This window comes from Micromonospora sp. DT228 (assembly GCF_049841595.1).
Classification (GTDB): Bacteria; Actinomycetota; Actinomycetes; order Mycobacteriales; family Micromonosporaceae; genus Micromonospora.
Window position 1 is genome coordinate 219,510 of sequence record NZ_JBNCKO010000007.1, and the last position, 15,559, is coordinate 235,068.

The following is a 15,559-nucleotide window of genomic DNA, read 5'->3' on the forward strand; positions in this document are numbered from 1 at the left end:
CCAGTTTGCCATTTGGCAAAAAATTTTGCGGATCCGTCCGCTTCTGGTCACTGTTGAGCGCACCTACCACCAACGGAGACCTTGATGACGCACTCGTTCGACAAGGATTACTGGGACCAGATCTGGGACGGCGATCGTGCCGCCGCCATGGCCGCCGGCCAGCCCAACCCGCACCTGGTGCGGGAGATCGGTGATCTATCGCCCGGAACGGCCCTCGACGCGGGCTGCGGCGCCGGGGCCGAGGCCATCTGGCTCGCCACCGGCGGCTGGCAGGTCACCGCGGCGGACGTCGCGACCACGGCGCTCGCCCGCGCGGCCGAGCGCGCCGCCGCCAGCGACGTCGGCGCCCGCGTGCGGTGGGTCGAGGCGGACCTGGCGAGGTGGCAGCCGGACACACGGTACGACCTGGTCACCACCCACTACGCGCATCCCGCCATGCCGCAGTTGGACTTCTACGACCGCATCGCGTCCTGGGTGGCCCCCGCCGGCACCCTGCTCATCGTCGGCCACCTCCACCACCAGGATCACGCCTCCGGCGGGCACGGGCACGACGAGGCCGGGCCGCCCGCCTCGGCCTCGGTGACAGCCGCCGACATCACCGCGCGCCTCGACCCGCTCGTCTGGGAGGTCGTGACCGCTCGGGAGTCGCACCGGGCCCTGCCGGGGCACGGCGGCCACTCAGCCTCGATCCACGACGTGGTCGTCAGAGCCAACCGCCGTCCCTGACCCGCCCGGTGGTCCGGGTCGCCCCGTCAGGGGGCGACGATGATGTCGCGGACCAGGGGCTTGAAGGCCGAACGCCCGCCGTCGTCGACCGCGACGACCACACGCACGCAGTCATCCACGTCCGGCAACGCGTACGTCACCACCTGGTACTGCCTGCCGTCGGCACCGGTCACGACCGCTTTCCTGCTGTCGTCGAGCAGCGGCACGAGTGCCGGGTAGGGCACCTGTTGCAACTCCGCCAGAGCCTGCTCGGCGATCGCCTCGGCCACCGTGCTGTTCAGCGTCATTGTCTGCTCCTGTCTGCTGTCGCCCGTGGCGGTTGATCAGGTTATCGGGACACCGGGACGACGTGCCGTGATCGCCGACGTTGGCGTAGTCACCGGCCGGGCCGATCGAATCTCGGATGGAGCCCGTTGCCGTAGTTGCGGCACGATGATCGGATGCTGCTGCTGGTCCCCGCGAACCCCCTACGGCCGCGCCGGCCCGACGACCACTTCGCGCCCGAGGCGCACGCCGCTCGCGCCGCCGGGATCGAGGTCGCGGTGGTCGACCACGACGCGCTGGCCAGCGACGAGCCGCAGGCCGCGGTCACCGCCGTGCCCGCCGGCGGTGTCGCCGTCTACCGTGGGTGGATGCTCCGCAGCGACAGGTACGCGGGCTTCGCCGACGCCCTCGCCGCCCGCGGCGTGACCCTGCGGACCAGCGCCGAGCAGTACCGCCGCGCCCACGAACTCCCCGGCTGGTACGACCGCCTCGCCCCGGTCACCCCCACCTCCACCTGGACGACAGGCGCCCAACGGACCGCGTTCGACGAGGCCCGGGCCCGGCTCGGCAGCGGCGCCGCCGTGCTGCGCGACTACACGAAGTCGATGAAACACCACTGGCACGAGGCGGCGTTCATCCCCGACCTCACCGACCCCTCCCCCGCCTGGCGGGTGGCCAGCCGTTTCCGGGAGCTCCGCGCTGACGACTTCACCGGCGGCTTCGTCCTGCGCGCCTTCGAGCGCTTCACCACCGCCGAGGTACGCACCTGGTGGATCGGGGGCGCCTGCGTACTCGTCGGCGCACACCCCGACAGCCCCGACGACCTCCCACCCCCAGGCCTCGACCTCACCACCCTCACCCCCCTGATCGCCGCCCTCGACCTGCCGTTCGTCACCGTCGACCTCGCCCGCCGCGACGACGGCATCTGGCGCGTGATCGAACTTGGCGACGGTCAGGTCAGCGACCGACCGACGACCATCAGCGCCGACGATTTCGTCGCCGCGCTCTGGGCCGGCGGGCCGCCCGGGCAGCAGTAGGCCCGCGCTCGCCGCCGGTCCACGGTGGCTTCGTCACGGGCAGCGCAGCGCTCCTGGCCGGGAGGGACCGGTTGCCGCTAGCGTGGACACCGGAGGTAGGCCATGGGCGTTCCCCGACCCCATCATCCGACATCCCCGGTACGCGGCAGCGGGCCCGAGTCCGCGCGGCTCCTGGCGGCCGTCGAGGCCGCGGTGGCGTACTACCGTGCCCAACTGGGACAGGCCGACGGCCCGCGCGCGTATCTCGCCCACCGCGGCCTCGGTGTTCTCGTCCAGCGGGAGTGGCCGTGGCGGGTCGGATACGCCCCACCGGACTGGAGTTCGCTGACCGACCACCTGCTCGCCGCCGGCTTCACGGCGGAGGAGGTGGTAGGCGCTGGCGTGGCACGGCGCACCCGATCGGACCCGCACCGGCTCATCGACGTCTTCCGCGACCGGATCCTGTTCCCGGTACGCGATCCCGCCGGGCAGGCCGTGGCGTTCCTCGGCCGCTGCCGCCCTGATTCGATGGTGCGCGTACCGAAGTACATCAACAGCCCGCGGAGCGCGATCTACGACAAGGGACGGCTGCTGTTCGGCATCGCCGAGCAGCAGGAGCGTATCCGCGCACGATGGACACCGGTCCTGGTGGAAGGGCCGGCCGACGTCCTCGCGGTGTGGCTGTCGTACTCCCGGTCGGGCCCCTCGGGGGCGGTGGCCGTCGCGCCCTGCGGCACCACACTCACCGACGACCAGGCCGCGATACTGCGGAATCTGCCCGGCGCCGCGCAGGGCGTCGTCGCGGCATTCGACGCGGACCCGGCCGGCTTCGCCGCCGTGGACCGGGCCTGGCGCCTGCTGCGGCAGCAACGCCTGCCCGGCCCGTTGCTGGTGGCCGAATTCGCCGCCGGCGCCGACCCGGCCGACCTGCTCCGTCGGCCGAACGGCAGGGCCCAGTTACGGACCGCCCTGCGGCGGCGGGCCCGTCCCATGCTCGACGCGGTGCTCGACCACCGCCTCACCCGACTCGTCGAGCGGCATCCCCGCCTGCTGGAGGACATCGAGGGCAGGTGCGCCGCCGTCCGCGTCCTGGTGCCGCTGCTGTTTCAGGCCGCCAGCCCGGACGACGCGATCCGGCTCGCCCGGCGCATCGTCGCCACGACCGGGGCCGGCGTCGACACCGTCGCGATCGCCGCGATCGCACACCTGGAGGACACCCTGCACTCGGCCCGGCCAGGCGCGGGCGCAGGAGGAGTCCCCCCGTTGTGCTCCTTGCGGAGCTGACCCCTCCCACGGCGCCTCCCCGTTCGGCTGGCGGACGTCGGGTTCATCCGCCACGCAACGGGTGTTGAGCAGATTGGCCGACCGCTCAACACGTGTTGCTCCAAACAGGAGCGAGCATACGCTCACGTTCCGTGCGGGTGTCAACATCTGTTTCGTTGCCGCATGCGTCTGCGACACTGTCGTTTCGGTGCCTGGAGGGTGAAGAATCATGGCCGACGATCGGCACACAGCGCAGGAGCTGCCGCCCCTCGACACGCTGGCCGCGAGGCTCGAATACCTGTTCGACGAGATCCGCCCCACTCGCGATGAGCTCGGCGACTCCGACGAGCCGGGGCGCAAGTACACGAACAAGGAGATCGCTGACAAGATCAACATAGCCGCGGCCGAGACAGGTGTCACGATCAGCGCCGCCTACATCGGAGAGCTACGCCGCGGGGTGGCACGTGATCCCCGCACCTCACACGTCCGCGCCCTGGCCGCCGCCTTCGGGGTCAACTCGGGCTACTTCGTCGACGACGCGGCGGCGCGGCGAATACAGGATCAGATCACGCTGCTCAGCGAGCTGCGTCGAATGGACGTCAAGCAGGTGGCGCTGCGCCAGGTGCTCGCCGACAACGGCCTCTCGGCGACCGACACCCAGCTCATCGAGCAGATGGTGGTCCGCCTGCGAGCCGTGGCCGAGGGTGCTGGCGTCACCGGTTCCGCGCCCGGCGAGCGCACCTAGCCGTGCACATCCTCCGATGGGAGTACGTCGACGAGCAGGGGAACGCTGACGTGAGGTTGTACCGATTACGCAAGCGCTGCGAGCGGATCGTCGCCGAACTCGAGGTGCCGGAGCCGTTCGACATCCAGACGCTCTGCGACGTCCTCGGCCAACGCCGCGGCCGGCCCATCCACCTGGTGCCGATCAAGCTGCCGGCGCAGACGGTGTGCGGGATGTGCGTGCCGACCGGCGACTTCGACGCCATCTTCTTCGAACAGGACACCTCGCCGCTGCACCAACAGCTGATCATCGGCCACGAGCTGGGTCACCTGCTCGCCGGCCACCGGGCGACCGAGGTACTGGACGCGGACGCGTCCCGACTGTTGCTGCCCGACCTCGACCCGCAACTGGTCCAGCGCAGCCTCGGCCGCAGCAACTACGCCGCGGCCGAGGAACGCGAGGCCGAGATGATCGGCTCGCTGCTCCTGCGTCGGCTCCGTGGCGGGCGCGGCGACGTGGACGACGAACCGCTGGACGGCCAGGACGCCGAGCTGTACGGCCGGCTGCGGCACTCACTCGAGCACCCCCACTGGTAGCGGAGCGATGGATACCGTCCTGTACACCGTGTGCGCCATCGCCGGCTGGATCGCCGTCGCCTACATGGTGCGACTCCAGCGTCGGCACCCGAGCCGGGCCCGCCGCGCGATCTGTGCGGGCCTCGGAGCCTTCGCCGCCGGAATCACCGCCGCCATCCCGCCGATCGCGACCACCATCGACCAGGCGTCCGGCCTGCCCAACCTGGCCAAGGTCATCTCCCATGGCTGCGCGCTGACCATCTCGGCGAACGCCGAGATCATGCTCCTGCACTTCGCGCTTCCTCCGGCGAAGGCCGCCGCCCGTGCCCGCGTCTGGGTGTGGATCACCGGGCTCGCGTTCCTCGTCATGGCCGGCCTCTTCGCCTACACCCTCAGCTATGACGACCCGGTGCTGCTGACCGTCGAGTACGCGACCGACCCCGTCGTGACCGCCTACCTGCTGATCTTCCTGGTGCTGGGCTTCTTCGCCTACTGCTTCGACATCACCCGGCTGTGCTGGAGCTTCGCGAAGATCTGCGGTCGGCCCTGGTTGCGCCGTGGCCTGCGCATCACCGCGGTGGGCGCGGCCTTCGCGCTGCTCTACAGCGTCAACAAGATCGCGTATCTCGTCGCCTACTGGGCCGGCCACCAACCCACCGGCGAGCGACAGATCGCCGCGGTCCTGGTGACCATCGGCGCGCTGCTCATCACGATCGGCCTCACCATGCCCGCGTGGGGGCCCACCCTGCGGATCACGCGCCGGTGGGAGGACTTCCACTCCTACCGACGGCTCGAACCGCTCTGGCGGGACCTCATCGCGGCCCTGCCCGAGCTGGAACTCGACCCCGCCCTGCGCCGGCCCCTCACGGCGGCGCGCGACATCGACTACGCGCTGACCCGCCGGGTTGCCGAGATCCGCGACGGCCGCCTGGCACTGCGCCCGTACAGCGACGTCGGTGTGACGACGTTGGCCGAGCAACTCGCCGAGCAGGCCGGACTGACCACACAGGAACGGCAGGCGGCCGTCGAGGCCGCACACCTGGCCTGCGCGCTGCGTCGGCACGGCGCCGGTCTCGTGGCCGCCACCCCGCAGCCAGCGGACGAGTTGCACCGCCCGGACGATGGCTACGCTGGCGAGGTGGCGTGGCTGACGCTCGTCACCGACGCCTATGCCCGCTCACCTGTGGTGGCGCAGACGCTCGCCACGACCCGGAAGCTCACCGCTGGAGACGCCCGCCGATGAGAGGCCGCTACGCGAACCTGACCCGTACCCGTGCTCTCGACCCGGAGCGCGACTACCTGGCCATCTACCAGACCATGCTGCGTCACGAGTTTCCGTGGGACCTGAAACTCGGGCTCAACCTGGCCTTCAACAGGTCCTTCTCCATCCCCGCCATCGCCGCGGTGCACACGACCACCGGTGAGCTGACCGACCGCACCCAGAAGCGAATCGACGACACCGGCCTGCTGATGTACGAGATGGTGCTCAACGGGTTCGAGCAGCCTCGTGGCCGGGACGCGTTGCGGCGCGTCAACCAGATCCACCGCCCGTACGACATCGGCAACGACGACTTCCGCTACGTCCTGGGTTGCCTCGTGGTGATCCCGACCCGGTGGTTGCAGACGTACGGCTGGCGCCCGCCCTGCTGCCACGAGCGGCAGGCCACGTACCTGTTCTACCGGGAGCTGGGCCGGCGGATGGGCATCACGGACATCCCCGGGTCGTACGACGAGTTCGAGACCTGGTTCGACGCCCACGACGCGGCTCACCTCCAGCCCAACGACGACGCGGCGGCCATCGAGCGGGCCACCCGGATGCTGATGCTCACCCGGATCCCCCGGATGCTCGCGCCGCTGGGAAACGCGCTGGTCAGCGCGATGTACGACGCGCCGCTCCGCCGCGCGATGCGGGTCGAGGCGCCGGCGTGGCCGGTCCGGGCCGGCCTGCACCTCGGTCTGAAGACGCGGGCCAGGGCGCAGCGGTGGTTCGGAGCGCCCCGGAAGACGGCGCTGTTCGCCGACGGGATCAACGCCAGGAGCTACCCCGACGGGTACGAGATCAGCCAGCTCGGTCCGCGGCCCGACCGCGTACCCGAGTAGGGCGTGTGTCTGGCCGGTGGTTCGTCTGCGGCCGTGCGGTGGTGGTCGTCAACCGCAGCTCACGGCGCTCAGCAGGAGCTGTCCCGTCAGGTCCGGGCTCCCGGGCCCGACGCCGTCGCTGTCGAGGGCGGTGAGGTGGGCGCGGATCTCTTCGGCCTCGGGCATGTCCAGGTCGGCGTAGAGGGTGAGCGCCCGTTGGAAGTGCGCACGGGCGGACGTGGGGGCCGCGAGAGCGCGGTGGGCGTGACCGAGGCCGGCGTGGGTACGGGCGTGCTCGTGATACGCGCCGATCTCGACGACGATCGCGTGTGCCGCGCCGTGGTGGGCAAGGGCGTCGGCGACGTTGCCCGTGACACGAGCCGCCTCGGCGATTCCGTTGAGCGCGCTGGCTTCCCCGTACCGTTCGCCGGTCTCGCGGAAGATGTCGAGCGACTGCTGATGATGACAGCTGGTCTGGCCGAGACGGGTGTGCAGCGTGCCGAGGCTGTTCAGCGTCCAGGCCGTGCCCGTGTGATTGCCGAGTTGGCGGTACACGGCCAGGGCCCGCTCCAGGTGGATCCCCGCGGCCAGGTGCCGACCCAGCCGTATCTCGATGTCGCCGAGGGTGTTCAGCGTCCAGGCTTCGCCGGTCCGGCCACCGAGTCGCTGGAACAGGATCAGCGACCGTTGCACGTGCTTGGCGGCCAGCCCGTACTGACCCAGTTGCGCTTCGACCTCACCGAGGTTGTTCAGCGCGTGTGCCTCCCCGGCCTGGTGGCCGGCCTGCCGGAACAGGGTCAGGGCCTGGCCGTAGCTGGCGGCGGCGGATCGGTTGCGGCCGAGCTGCGACTCGATGACACCGAGGTTGACAAGCGCGCGGGCTTCGCCGACCTGGTCGCCGACCCGTCGGAACAGGCTCCGGCCCTGCTGGAGGTGCTCGGTGGCCGGCCCGTAGCGGCCGAGTTGCGCGTAGGTGGCGCCGAGGCTGGTCGAGGCGTGGCCCTGTCCGGCTGGGTCACCGGCACGGCGAGCGGCGGTACGGGCGTGCTCGTGGATGGCGAGGGCGTCGGTGGGATACCCGCCGTGCAGGTACGGGAAGAGGCTGGCCGACAGCCGGGTGGTGTGGGAGGGCCAGCCGTGGGCGGCGGTGTGAGCGGCGACGGCGACCAGAGCCGGGCGCTCGGTGTCCAGCCAGCCGCGGGCGGTGTCCGAGTCGAGCGGAGCCGAGACGCGCACGCCACCGGATGACGGCTCGCGGTGCGATCCGGCCGGGTAGAGGACGCCCACGGCGGCGGCCGTGGTGGCCACGTAGTAGTCGAACAGACGGGTCAGGGCTGCCCGCCGTTCGGGCGGTGGGTCCTCGTCGCCGCACCGGCTGGCGGCGTACGCGCGAATGAGGTCGTGCAGGGCGTACCGACCGGGGACGGCCTGTTGCAGCAGGTGGTCCCGGTGCAGGTGGCGCAGGTGGACCTCCGCGTCGGACGGGCGGACGCCGGTGAGGGCGGCGACGGCCCGGGCATCGAAGTCGTCGCCGGGATGTGCCGCCACGAAACGCAGCAGCCGTCGCCGTTCGGTGGGTAGCTCCCGGTAGGAGAGGTCGAAGGCGAGCTCCACGCTGACGTCGAGGCGGCGCTGGTGGTGACGCTCGTCGAGCCGGTCGGCGTGATCGGTGAGCGTCCAGCCAGTGGTGCTTCTGAGGTGCGCGTTGACCAGCCCGAGCGCGAGGGGGAGGTGGCCGCACCGCTGCGCGATCCGGGCCACCGCGTTCGGGTCGGGGCCGGCGGGGAGGGGCGGGCCGCCCTCGGCGAGCAGCGCGGCCGACTCGTCCGGAGTGAACAGGCCCACGGTGAGCCGCGTGGCGTACGGCAGGTCGCCGAGGTCGCGTCGGCTGGTGATCAGCACCGGGCAGCCCGGGGTGTCGGGCAGCAGCGGGCGGGCCTGTTCGGCGTCGCTGGCATTGTCCAGCACCACAAGCGTGTGGGTGCCGGCCAGGATGCGGCGGTAGGCGGCAACCCGGGCGGGCAGGTCGTACGGGATCTGCTGGCCGGCGACGCCGAGCAGGCGCAGGAAGCCCTCCAGGACCGAGGCCGGGTCGGCCGGCGGTTGACCGGGATCGGGGTGGAACCCGCGCAGGTTGACGAAGAGGATCCGGTCGAAGGGTTTCCGCCGGTGCACGGCATGCGCGGCGTGGATGGCGAGTTGGGTCTTGCCGACGCCCGCCATGCCCTGGATCGCCAGGACGACCGGGCCGTCGTCCAGGTCGCTCCTGTGTAGCTCCCGTCGGAGCCGGTTCACCACGGCGGTACGACCGACGAAGCCGACGAGGTCCTGCGGCAGGTCGTCCTGGACCCGTACCTGCGCTGCCGCCCGGGCCTCCCCGCCGACGACCCGAAGCGCCTGCCGCCACTGCGCCACGTACCCGACGTCCGGATGCATGGCCTCGACAATGGCGATCACCAGATCGGTGTTGAGCCGCCGTCGACCGTCCCGGAAACAGTCGGCGACAGTCGTCCGCCGGGCCAGCACACCACCGGGCCGGCCGGTGGCCTTCCCGGCGGCGTTGATCCGACTCTTGATCGTGTCGTAGGACGGGTCACCGGCCCACACCTTCAACATCCGTAGTCGTTGGGCCACCTCGTCAAGCGAGTCGGCAGGCCCGGGATCCGGCGGCGCCACACCGCCTCCACTCGGCAGCGACTCGGTCACGGCGGCTCCTGCACGGTCCTGATCTCGGGCTTGTACTCCTACTAGACCCGCACGGTCCGGCGGCGTCACCTGATTTGTCCTTGATCCGCCGAGCGCACCGGAGGGCACCGATGCTGGCCATCCGGGATCGTCCGGGATTCACCCACGGCCCGGCGGCCCGCCACAGACTTCACCGAGGTGCTGGTCCGGGCACCAGCCGGCCTCCGCCGGTCCTGGTCGGTTCAGTCGGAAGACCCGGGAGGGAGGTGTCGCCATGAAGATCCAGATCCGTCGTCTCGAGAAGATCGAGACCACTGTCATCTGCGCTTGCAGCCCCTGCACGGACTGCTGACCCGAGTGTCCTGGTCACCGCCCGCCAGGGCGGGCGGTGACCAGGACCGCCACGACGACCTGAGCACCCGAAGGAGTGAGTACGGATGAGGCGACCCCGCATCAAGAGCGTGTTTCCACCCATCCCGCTGGGCGACGGCCGCATCCGCATCGGCGGCGGCGACTACGGCATCGCCTCGGAGATGGTCGACGACGAGCGCGGCAACACCTGGCACCTGTTGAGTCTGCTGGACGGTACCCGGACCCGGCCCGAGCTGGCGGACGCGATGGCGGAGCACGATCCGGGCATCAGCGCCGGCGACGTCGACGACTCCGTCGACGCGCTGATCGGGATGGGCTTCGTGGAGGACGCCGCCGTACCCCCGCCGGCTCGGCTGCCGGCCGTGGAACGCGAACGGTACCGGCGCAACCTGGAGTTCTTCTCCTACTTCCACAAGCCGCCGCTGACCGCGGCCGACTTCCAGCTCCGGCTGCGCGACGCCCGGGTCACGGTGCTGGGGATCGGCGGCCTCGGGTCGTACGTGGCCATGAGCCTGGCCGCCATCGGGGTCGGCGACATCCTGCTCGTCGACGACGACGACGTGGAGCTGATGAACCTCAACCGCCAGGTGCTGTACACCGACGCCGACGTCGGGCAGCCCAAGGTGACCGCCGCCGTCCGCCGGCTGTCCGAGATCAACCCGCACGTGCGGATCAGCGCACGCAACGCGCGGGTCGACGGGGTGGAGGCCGCCCGCGCCGCCATGACCGGCCGGGACCTGGTGATCTGCGCCGCGGACCGGCCACGCCTGACGCTCTACCAGTGGCTGAACGAGGCTGCCCTGCGGGAGGGCACCGCGTGGATGCGTGGTTCCAACGACGGGCTCACGGTCAGCCTCTTCCTGCACGTGCCCTACCAGACCGCCTGCTTCCAGTGCGTCGAGCAGGACGCCGCGGCCAACCACCCGGAGTACACGCCGATGGCCGAGTACGTGGTCGGGGTGATCGGCGACCGGACCATCAACCCGTGCAACGCGCCGATGGCCGGCATGATCGGCAACCTGGCCGCCCTGGAGGCCGTCAAGCACCTCACCGGCATGGCGGAGCCGGTCATCGTCGGCCGGAAGCTCGTCGTCGACGTGCACCGGATGGAGACGCAGTTCGCCGAGGGCACGCTGCTCGACGACTGCGCCGCCTGCGGCCCGGACGGCCGGGTGCCCCGCCCCGGCGGCCTGCGGGCCACCGTCGCCTCCGGGTCCGCGGCGTGACCAGCGCGCTCGCCGACACCACTGTCGTCCTGCTGTATCCGCTGCACATCGGCGACAGCGAGGACGGTGTGTGCGAGGTCGGTCGGGTCGACACCGGCGACTTCGTCGAGCTGCCGGCCGAGGGCGTCGACCTCGTCCGGTGGCTCGGCGAGGGGCTGCCGCTCGGCGAGGTCCGCCGGCGGTTCGCCGACCGGTACGGCACCGAGCCGGACCTCGCCGACTTCCTCGACGGCATCGCGTCCTGCGGCTTCCTGCGCGGGGACGCGGGTGACGCAGGGCCGCCGGCGACCGGGGCCGGCAGCCCTGCGACCGCAGACCGCCGGGGAATAGCGGTGCTGGCGAACCTGCCGCCGCATCGGGTGTCCTGGCTGCTCGCGCCGCCGATGCGGCTGCTCTACGTCGGCAGCTGGTTGACCGTGCCGTCGCTACTGGCGCTCGTACCCTCGCTGCGGCCCACCCCGGCCGACGCGTTCCTGCTGGACGGGGTGCTGGCCAACGCCCTGGTCGTCGCGATGGTGGCCTGGGTGCTGGTGCTGCTGCACGAGTTGGCGCACGCGGCCACCGTGCGGGCGTTGGGCGTCACCGGACGGCTCTCGATCAGCCGAAGACTGTGGTTCCTGGTGGCGCAGACGGAGATGTCAGCCGTCCGGTCCGTGCCCCGACGCCGCCGTTACGCCCCGTACCTGGCGGGGCTGACCTGGGACCTGTTGCTCATGTCGGTCTGCCTGGTGCTGCAACTCGTCGGTGTGCACGAGCGGCTGGTGCGCGGCGTCGTCTACACGCTCACGCTGTCGGTGGTCTACCAGTTCCTGGTGTTCATGCGCACGGACGTCTACTACGTGCTGGGCAACTGGCTGCGGCTGGGTGACCTGATGGGTGACACCCGGCGGTGGCTGGCCAACCAGGTACGGCGGCTGGTCGGCCGCGACCCCGGCCACGACCTCGGCGGTGTGCCGGCCCGGGAACTGCGGATCATCCGTTGGTACGCGCCGTTCTACCTGCTGGGGTCGCTCGCCGTCACCGCGGCGCTGCTGGCCCTCACGGTGCCCGCCATGGTCACGATGGTCCGGCTGGCCGTCGACGGGCTCGACGCTCCGGTCGACGGGCTCGCCTTCTTGAACGGCGTCGGCTTCCTCGCGCTCGTCGCCCTGCAACTCGCCACCTTCGGCTGGGTCCTCGTCACCGAACGTCGCGCCGCCGCCTGATCGGCTCGTCCACCGCCACTACCAGCACGTAAGGACGCCTACCGTGCCACTGACCGCCCCGCACCGACTGCTGGCCGCCCTCCTGACGCCGACCCTGGCCGCCGGACCGGTAGCCGCCATGGCCCCACCGGCGGCAGTCGGCGCCGGCCCGGTCCGGGCCGTCATCGTCGTCCTCGCCGACCAGCACGACACCGCCGGCGGGCGACTGCTCGCCGACCGGGCCGCCCGGATCACCGCCGACCAGCAGCCGATGCTCACCGACCTGCGCCGCGTCGGCGCCACCCGGGTGGCACCCTTCCGACTGGTGAACGCCATCGCCACGACCCTGCCGGAGCGGGCCGTCACGGAGCTGGCGACCCGACCCGGGGTACGAGCCGTCCTGCCCGACACCCCGCTGCGACTGCGCCAACCGGTCGCTTCGAGCCGGCCCGTGCCACCGGCCGGCGGAGCCGCGACGGGTGCCCGTAGCTGCGCCGGGCCGGATGTGCCGCCGCTGACCGAGCCGGAGGGGCTGGCGTTGACGCGTACCGTCGGATCGGCCCTGGGGCCCGGCGCCCACGACCTGGCCGACGGGTCCGGGGTGCGGGTCGGCGTGCTCGGCGGGGCGATCGACCCGGCAGCGGCCGAGTTCGTCCGCGACGGGCGGTCGGTCGTGGCCGGCTACGCCGACTTCACCGGTGACGGCCTGGACGCCCCCTCCTACATCCTGGAATCCTTCGGCGACGCGAGTGTCGTGGCGGCCCAGGGCGTCGGCGTCTACGACGCCGGGCGGTACGCGCATCCAGCGCACCGGCCCGACGGACCGTGCCCGATGCGGATCCTCGGCGTCGCACCGGCCGCCACCGTGCACGTCGCCAAGGTGTTCAGCAACGTCGCGGCGCCCACGTCCGTTGTCCTGCAGGGCATCGAGTGGGCGGTGCTGCACGAACGCGTCGACGTGCTGAACGAGTCGTTGGTGGGCTACGGCTATCCGGACACGGCCGCCAACGCGCTGCGGCTGGCCAACGACGCGGCCGTCGCCGCGGGAGTGACGGTGGTGGTGGCCAGCGGGGATGCCGGGCCGGACGGCACCCTGGGTTCGCCGGCCAGCGACCCGGATGTCATCGCCGTCGGCGCGAGCACCCAGCTGCGCGCCTACGGCCAGCTCGGGTACGGCGGGTCGCCGCTCGGCGACGGCGGCCACCGGTCCGACTCGGTGTCCGCGTTGAGCTCCGGCGGCACCGCGCAGGCCGAACCCCGCACCGTCGACCTGGTGGCGCCCGGCGACACCGGGTGGGCTGCCTGCTCGACCGACACCGCGCGCTACCAGAGCTGTGTCTCCTTCTTCGACGGCGGCACCCCCAGCCCGTTCTTCCTGTTCGGCGGCACCAGCGCGGCCGCGCCGTTCGTGGCCGGGGCGGCGGCGCTGGTGATCCAGACGGTCCGCCGGCACACCGGTGGAACACCGACCCCCGAGCAGGTCAAACGCATCCTCCTGAGCTCCGCGACCGACCTGCGGCAGCCGGCCGACCAGCAGGGCGCCGGGCGGGTGGACACCCTCGCCGCGGTGCGGCTGGCCGCAGCTCTGACCGACCATCCGGATCCCGCCGCCCCCGCCGACGCCGCCGGTCGGCCGGTGTCGGGGGACGCGGCGGGGTTGCTCGTCGCCACCTCGACGGCGAGCGTCACCGGCGCGGCGGGGCAGGTCACGCCGGTCGCGGTGCACCTCACCAATCCGGGCGGGCGCGCCCGTCGCGTCACCGTCGGCCTGCGGTCCACCGCGCCGGCCCGCAGCCTCGCCGCCGGTCAGGTGACGCCGGCCGCGGGGGCGGGGACAGCCTTCGTCGACTCCGACGGCGTACCGGCGAACGCCCGCCGGGTGCCGGTCACCGTGCCCGGCGGGACCGACCAGCTCCAGACCGCGGTGGCCTGGGACCCCCGAGCGCATGCCGCGCCGGTCGCGGTGAGCGTCTTCGATCCCGCCGGCCGGCTCGCCGGTTACTCACTGCCGCTGGGCAACGGAGGGTACGGACGGGTGACGGTGGCCCAGCCGCGGCCGGGCCGCTGGACCGTGGCGATCTGGACCCGCGACGACGGGACGCCGCCGGTGGGCGCGGTCCGGTACGACGTCACCGCGCTGCGGCTGACCGTGCGCGACGGCCCCTCGGTCGTCGTGCCGCCCGGCGGTACGACGACCGCCTCGCTGCCGGTCCGCCTGCCGACCACGCCCGGTGACTCGTCGGCCGCCGTGACCGTCGCCGGCGCGACGGGGTACGCGGCGCTTCCGTTGGGACTGCGGGCACTGGTCCCGACCGGTCCCGCGGGCGGCAGCTTCGGCGGCACCTTCTCCGGCGGCAACGGCGCCCTCGCCGGGTGGGCGCTGCTCGGGCAGCGGCGCAGCTTCCAGTTCGACGTACCGGCTCAGAAGCCGGCGCTTGCCGTGTCGGTGCGGGCCGGCGACGACCCGGGGCTGGAGGTGTGGGGATTGCTCGTCGACCCGGCCGGGATGCCGCTCGCGGCCAGCAGCTCGCGCTCCGCGGGGACCACGGCGCCGCCCCGGCTGGACCTGGTCCGGCGTGCCCCGCAGCCAGGTCGCTGGACCGTGGTGCTGGTGCTCACCGCACCGACCGCCACTGTCCGGACCAGCCAGCCGTTCCACGGCCGGGTGGGGTTCGCCCCGGCGTCGGTGCTGGCCACCGGCGTGCCGGCGGGAGCCGCGCTGCCGGCGGGGCGGCCGGCCGAGGCCACCCTCACCATCACCAACACCGGCACGGCGCCGGCGTCGTACCTCGTGGACGCCCGGTTGGACGTCGTGGGCGAGGTGCCGTTGCGGCCGGTGACGTCGGCGACGTATCAGACACCGGTGTCCACCGTCGACGTCTACCCTCGCTTCGCGGTTCCGACCGGCACGACCCGGCTGCGGATGTCGGCCGACTCGACGGTGCCGCACGTGCTGGACACGCAGCCGTACGGCGAGAACGGCTACTACGTCGGTGACCCGGACCTGGCCGGAACCGCCGGCCGGCGCTCGGAGGTGTTCGTCTCGTCGACGGAGGTGTCGGCCACGACCTGGATCTGCAACGCCAACCGGGCCGGGCCGTTCGGCGGTGCTCCCCAGCGGCCGGCCCGAGTGGACTGCCGGGCGAACGCCCTGACTCGACTGTTCGACCGGCGGGTCACCTCGTCCACCGGCAGTCACTGGCGGCGGGTGGTCGAAGGGTCGGCCGGGCCAACCACGCCGCTGACGCTGACGCCGGGGCAGAGCGGCCGGGTCACCGTGCTCTTCCGCGCGGACGAACCGGTGGGAGAACCGGTCACCGGGTCGTTGACGGTGACCACCCTCGACGCCCGTACCGGATTCGCCACGGAGGTGGCCGCGGTGCCCTACTCGTACACGGTGCGTGGTGGTGCGGTCGACCATGGTGCCGGAAACGCGTAGGGTCCC

12 protein-coding genes are annotated in these 15,559 nt (G+C 72.3%); 10 read left to right on the forward strand and 2 right to left on the reverse strand.

From position 1 onward, the window contains the following. Positions 1-84 precede the first annotated feature (84 nt). Positions 85-726 carry a class I SAM-dependent methyltransferase gene (locus tag ACLQ29_RS16905; RefSeq protein ID WP_425772481.1) on the forward strand — a complete coding sequence of 214 codons (642 nt, stop codon included), beginning with the start codon at positions 85-87 and terminating at the stop codon, positions 724-726. Positions 727-752: 26 nt separating this feature from the next. Here the strand turns inward: ACLQ29_RS16905 and ACLQ29_RS16910 are convergent, their stop codons facing one another. Then, positions 753-1,013 (reverse strand): hypothetical protein, encoded by a 261-nt coding sequence (locus tag ACLQ29_RS16910; RefSeq protein ID WP_425772482.1) that lies wholly within the window; start codon positions 1,011-1,013, stop codon positions 753-755. Between the two features lie 153 nt (positions 1,014-1,166). Here ACLQ29_RS16910 and ACLQ29_RS16915 point away from each other — a divergent pair, with 153 nt between their 5' ends. From ACLQ29_RS16915 to ACLQ29_RS16940, 6 genes are all read left to right on the forward strand, one after another. Further along, positions 1,167-2,027 (forward strand): ATP-grasp domain-containing protein, encoded by an 861-nt coding sequence (locus ACLQ29_RS16915; protein WP_425772483.1) that lies wholly within the window; start codon positions 1,167-1,169, stop codon positions 2,025-2,027. 102 nt (positions 2,028-2,129) lie between these two features. Then, entirely contained in the window at positions 2,130-3,290 is a 1,161-nt protein-coding gene (locus tag ACLQ29_RS16920) for a toprim domain-containing protein (RefSeq protein ID WP_425772484.1), read from the forward strand. 208 nt (positions 3,291-3,498) lie between these two features. Next, a complete protein-coding gene (locus ACLQ29_RS16925) occupies positions 3,499-4,014 on the forward strand; it encodes a hypothetical protein (RefSeq protein ID WP_425772485.1) in 516 nt (171 codons plus the stop codon). A 50-nt stretch (positions 4,015-4,064) separates the two neighbouring features. Continuing rightward, positions 4,065-4,589, forward strand: coding sequence for a hypothetical protein (locus ACLQ29_RS16930; protein WP_425755811.1), 525 nt, complete (start codon positions 4,065-4,067; stop codon positions 4,587-4,589). 7 nt (positions 4,590-4,596) lie between these two features. Beyond that, a complete protein-coding gene (locus ACLQ29_RS16935; RefSeq protein ID WP_425772486.1) occupies positions 4,597-5,811 on the forward strand; it encodes an MAB_1171c family putative transporter in 1,215 nt (404 codons plus the stop codon). Continuing rightward, entirely contained in the window at positions 5,808-6,668 is an 861-nt protein-coding gene (locus ACLQ29_RS16940; protein WP_425772487.1) for an oxygenase MpaB family protein, read from the forward strand. The genes ACLQ29_RS16935 and ACLQ29_RS16940 overlap by 4 nt, the downstream gene beginning before the upstream one ends. A gap of 48 nt (positions 6,669-6,716) precedes the next feature. Here ACLQ29_RS16940 and ACLQ29_RS16945 read toward each other — a convergent pair whose 3' ends face one another. Further along, on the reverse strand, positions 6,717-9,353 hold the full coding sequence (locus tag ACLQ29_RS16945) for an ATP-binding protein (RefSeq protein WP_425772488.1): 2,637 nt from the start codon (positions 9,351-9,353) through the stop codon (positions 6,717-6,719). A 416-nt stretch (positions 9,354-9,769) separates the two neighbouring features. Between ACLQ29_RS16945 and ACLQ29_RS16950 the strand changes: the two genes are divergently transcribed. The 3 genes from ACLQ29_RS16950 to ACLQ29_RS16960 are packed head-to-tail and all read left to right on the forward strand — an operon-like array spanning position 9,770 to position 15,553. Next, positions 9,770-10,930, forward strand: coding sequence for a ThiF family adenylyltransferase (locus ACLQ29_RS16950; RefSeq protein WP_425772489.1), 1,161 nt, complete (start codon positions 9,770-9,772; stop codon positions 10,928-10,930). Then, on the forward strand, positions 10,927-12,135 hold the full coding sequence (locus ACLQ29_RS16955) for a hypothetical protein (protein ID WP_425772490.1): 1,209 nt from the start codon (positions 10,927-10,929) through the stop codon (positions 12,133-12,135). The genes ACLQ29_RS16950 and ACLQ29_RS16955 overlap by 4 nt, the downstream gene beginning before the upstream one ends. A gap of 43 nt (positions 12,136-12,178) precedes the next feature. Further along, the gene (locus ACLQ29_RS16960; RefSeq protein ID WP_425772491.1) at positions 12,179-15,553 is read left to right on the forward strand and encodes a S8 family serine peptidase; all 3,375 of its coding nucleotides are present in this window, start codon (positions 12,179-12,181) and stop codon (positions 15,551-15,553) included. Positions 15,554-15,559 lie beyond the last annotated feature (6 nt).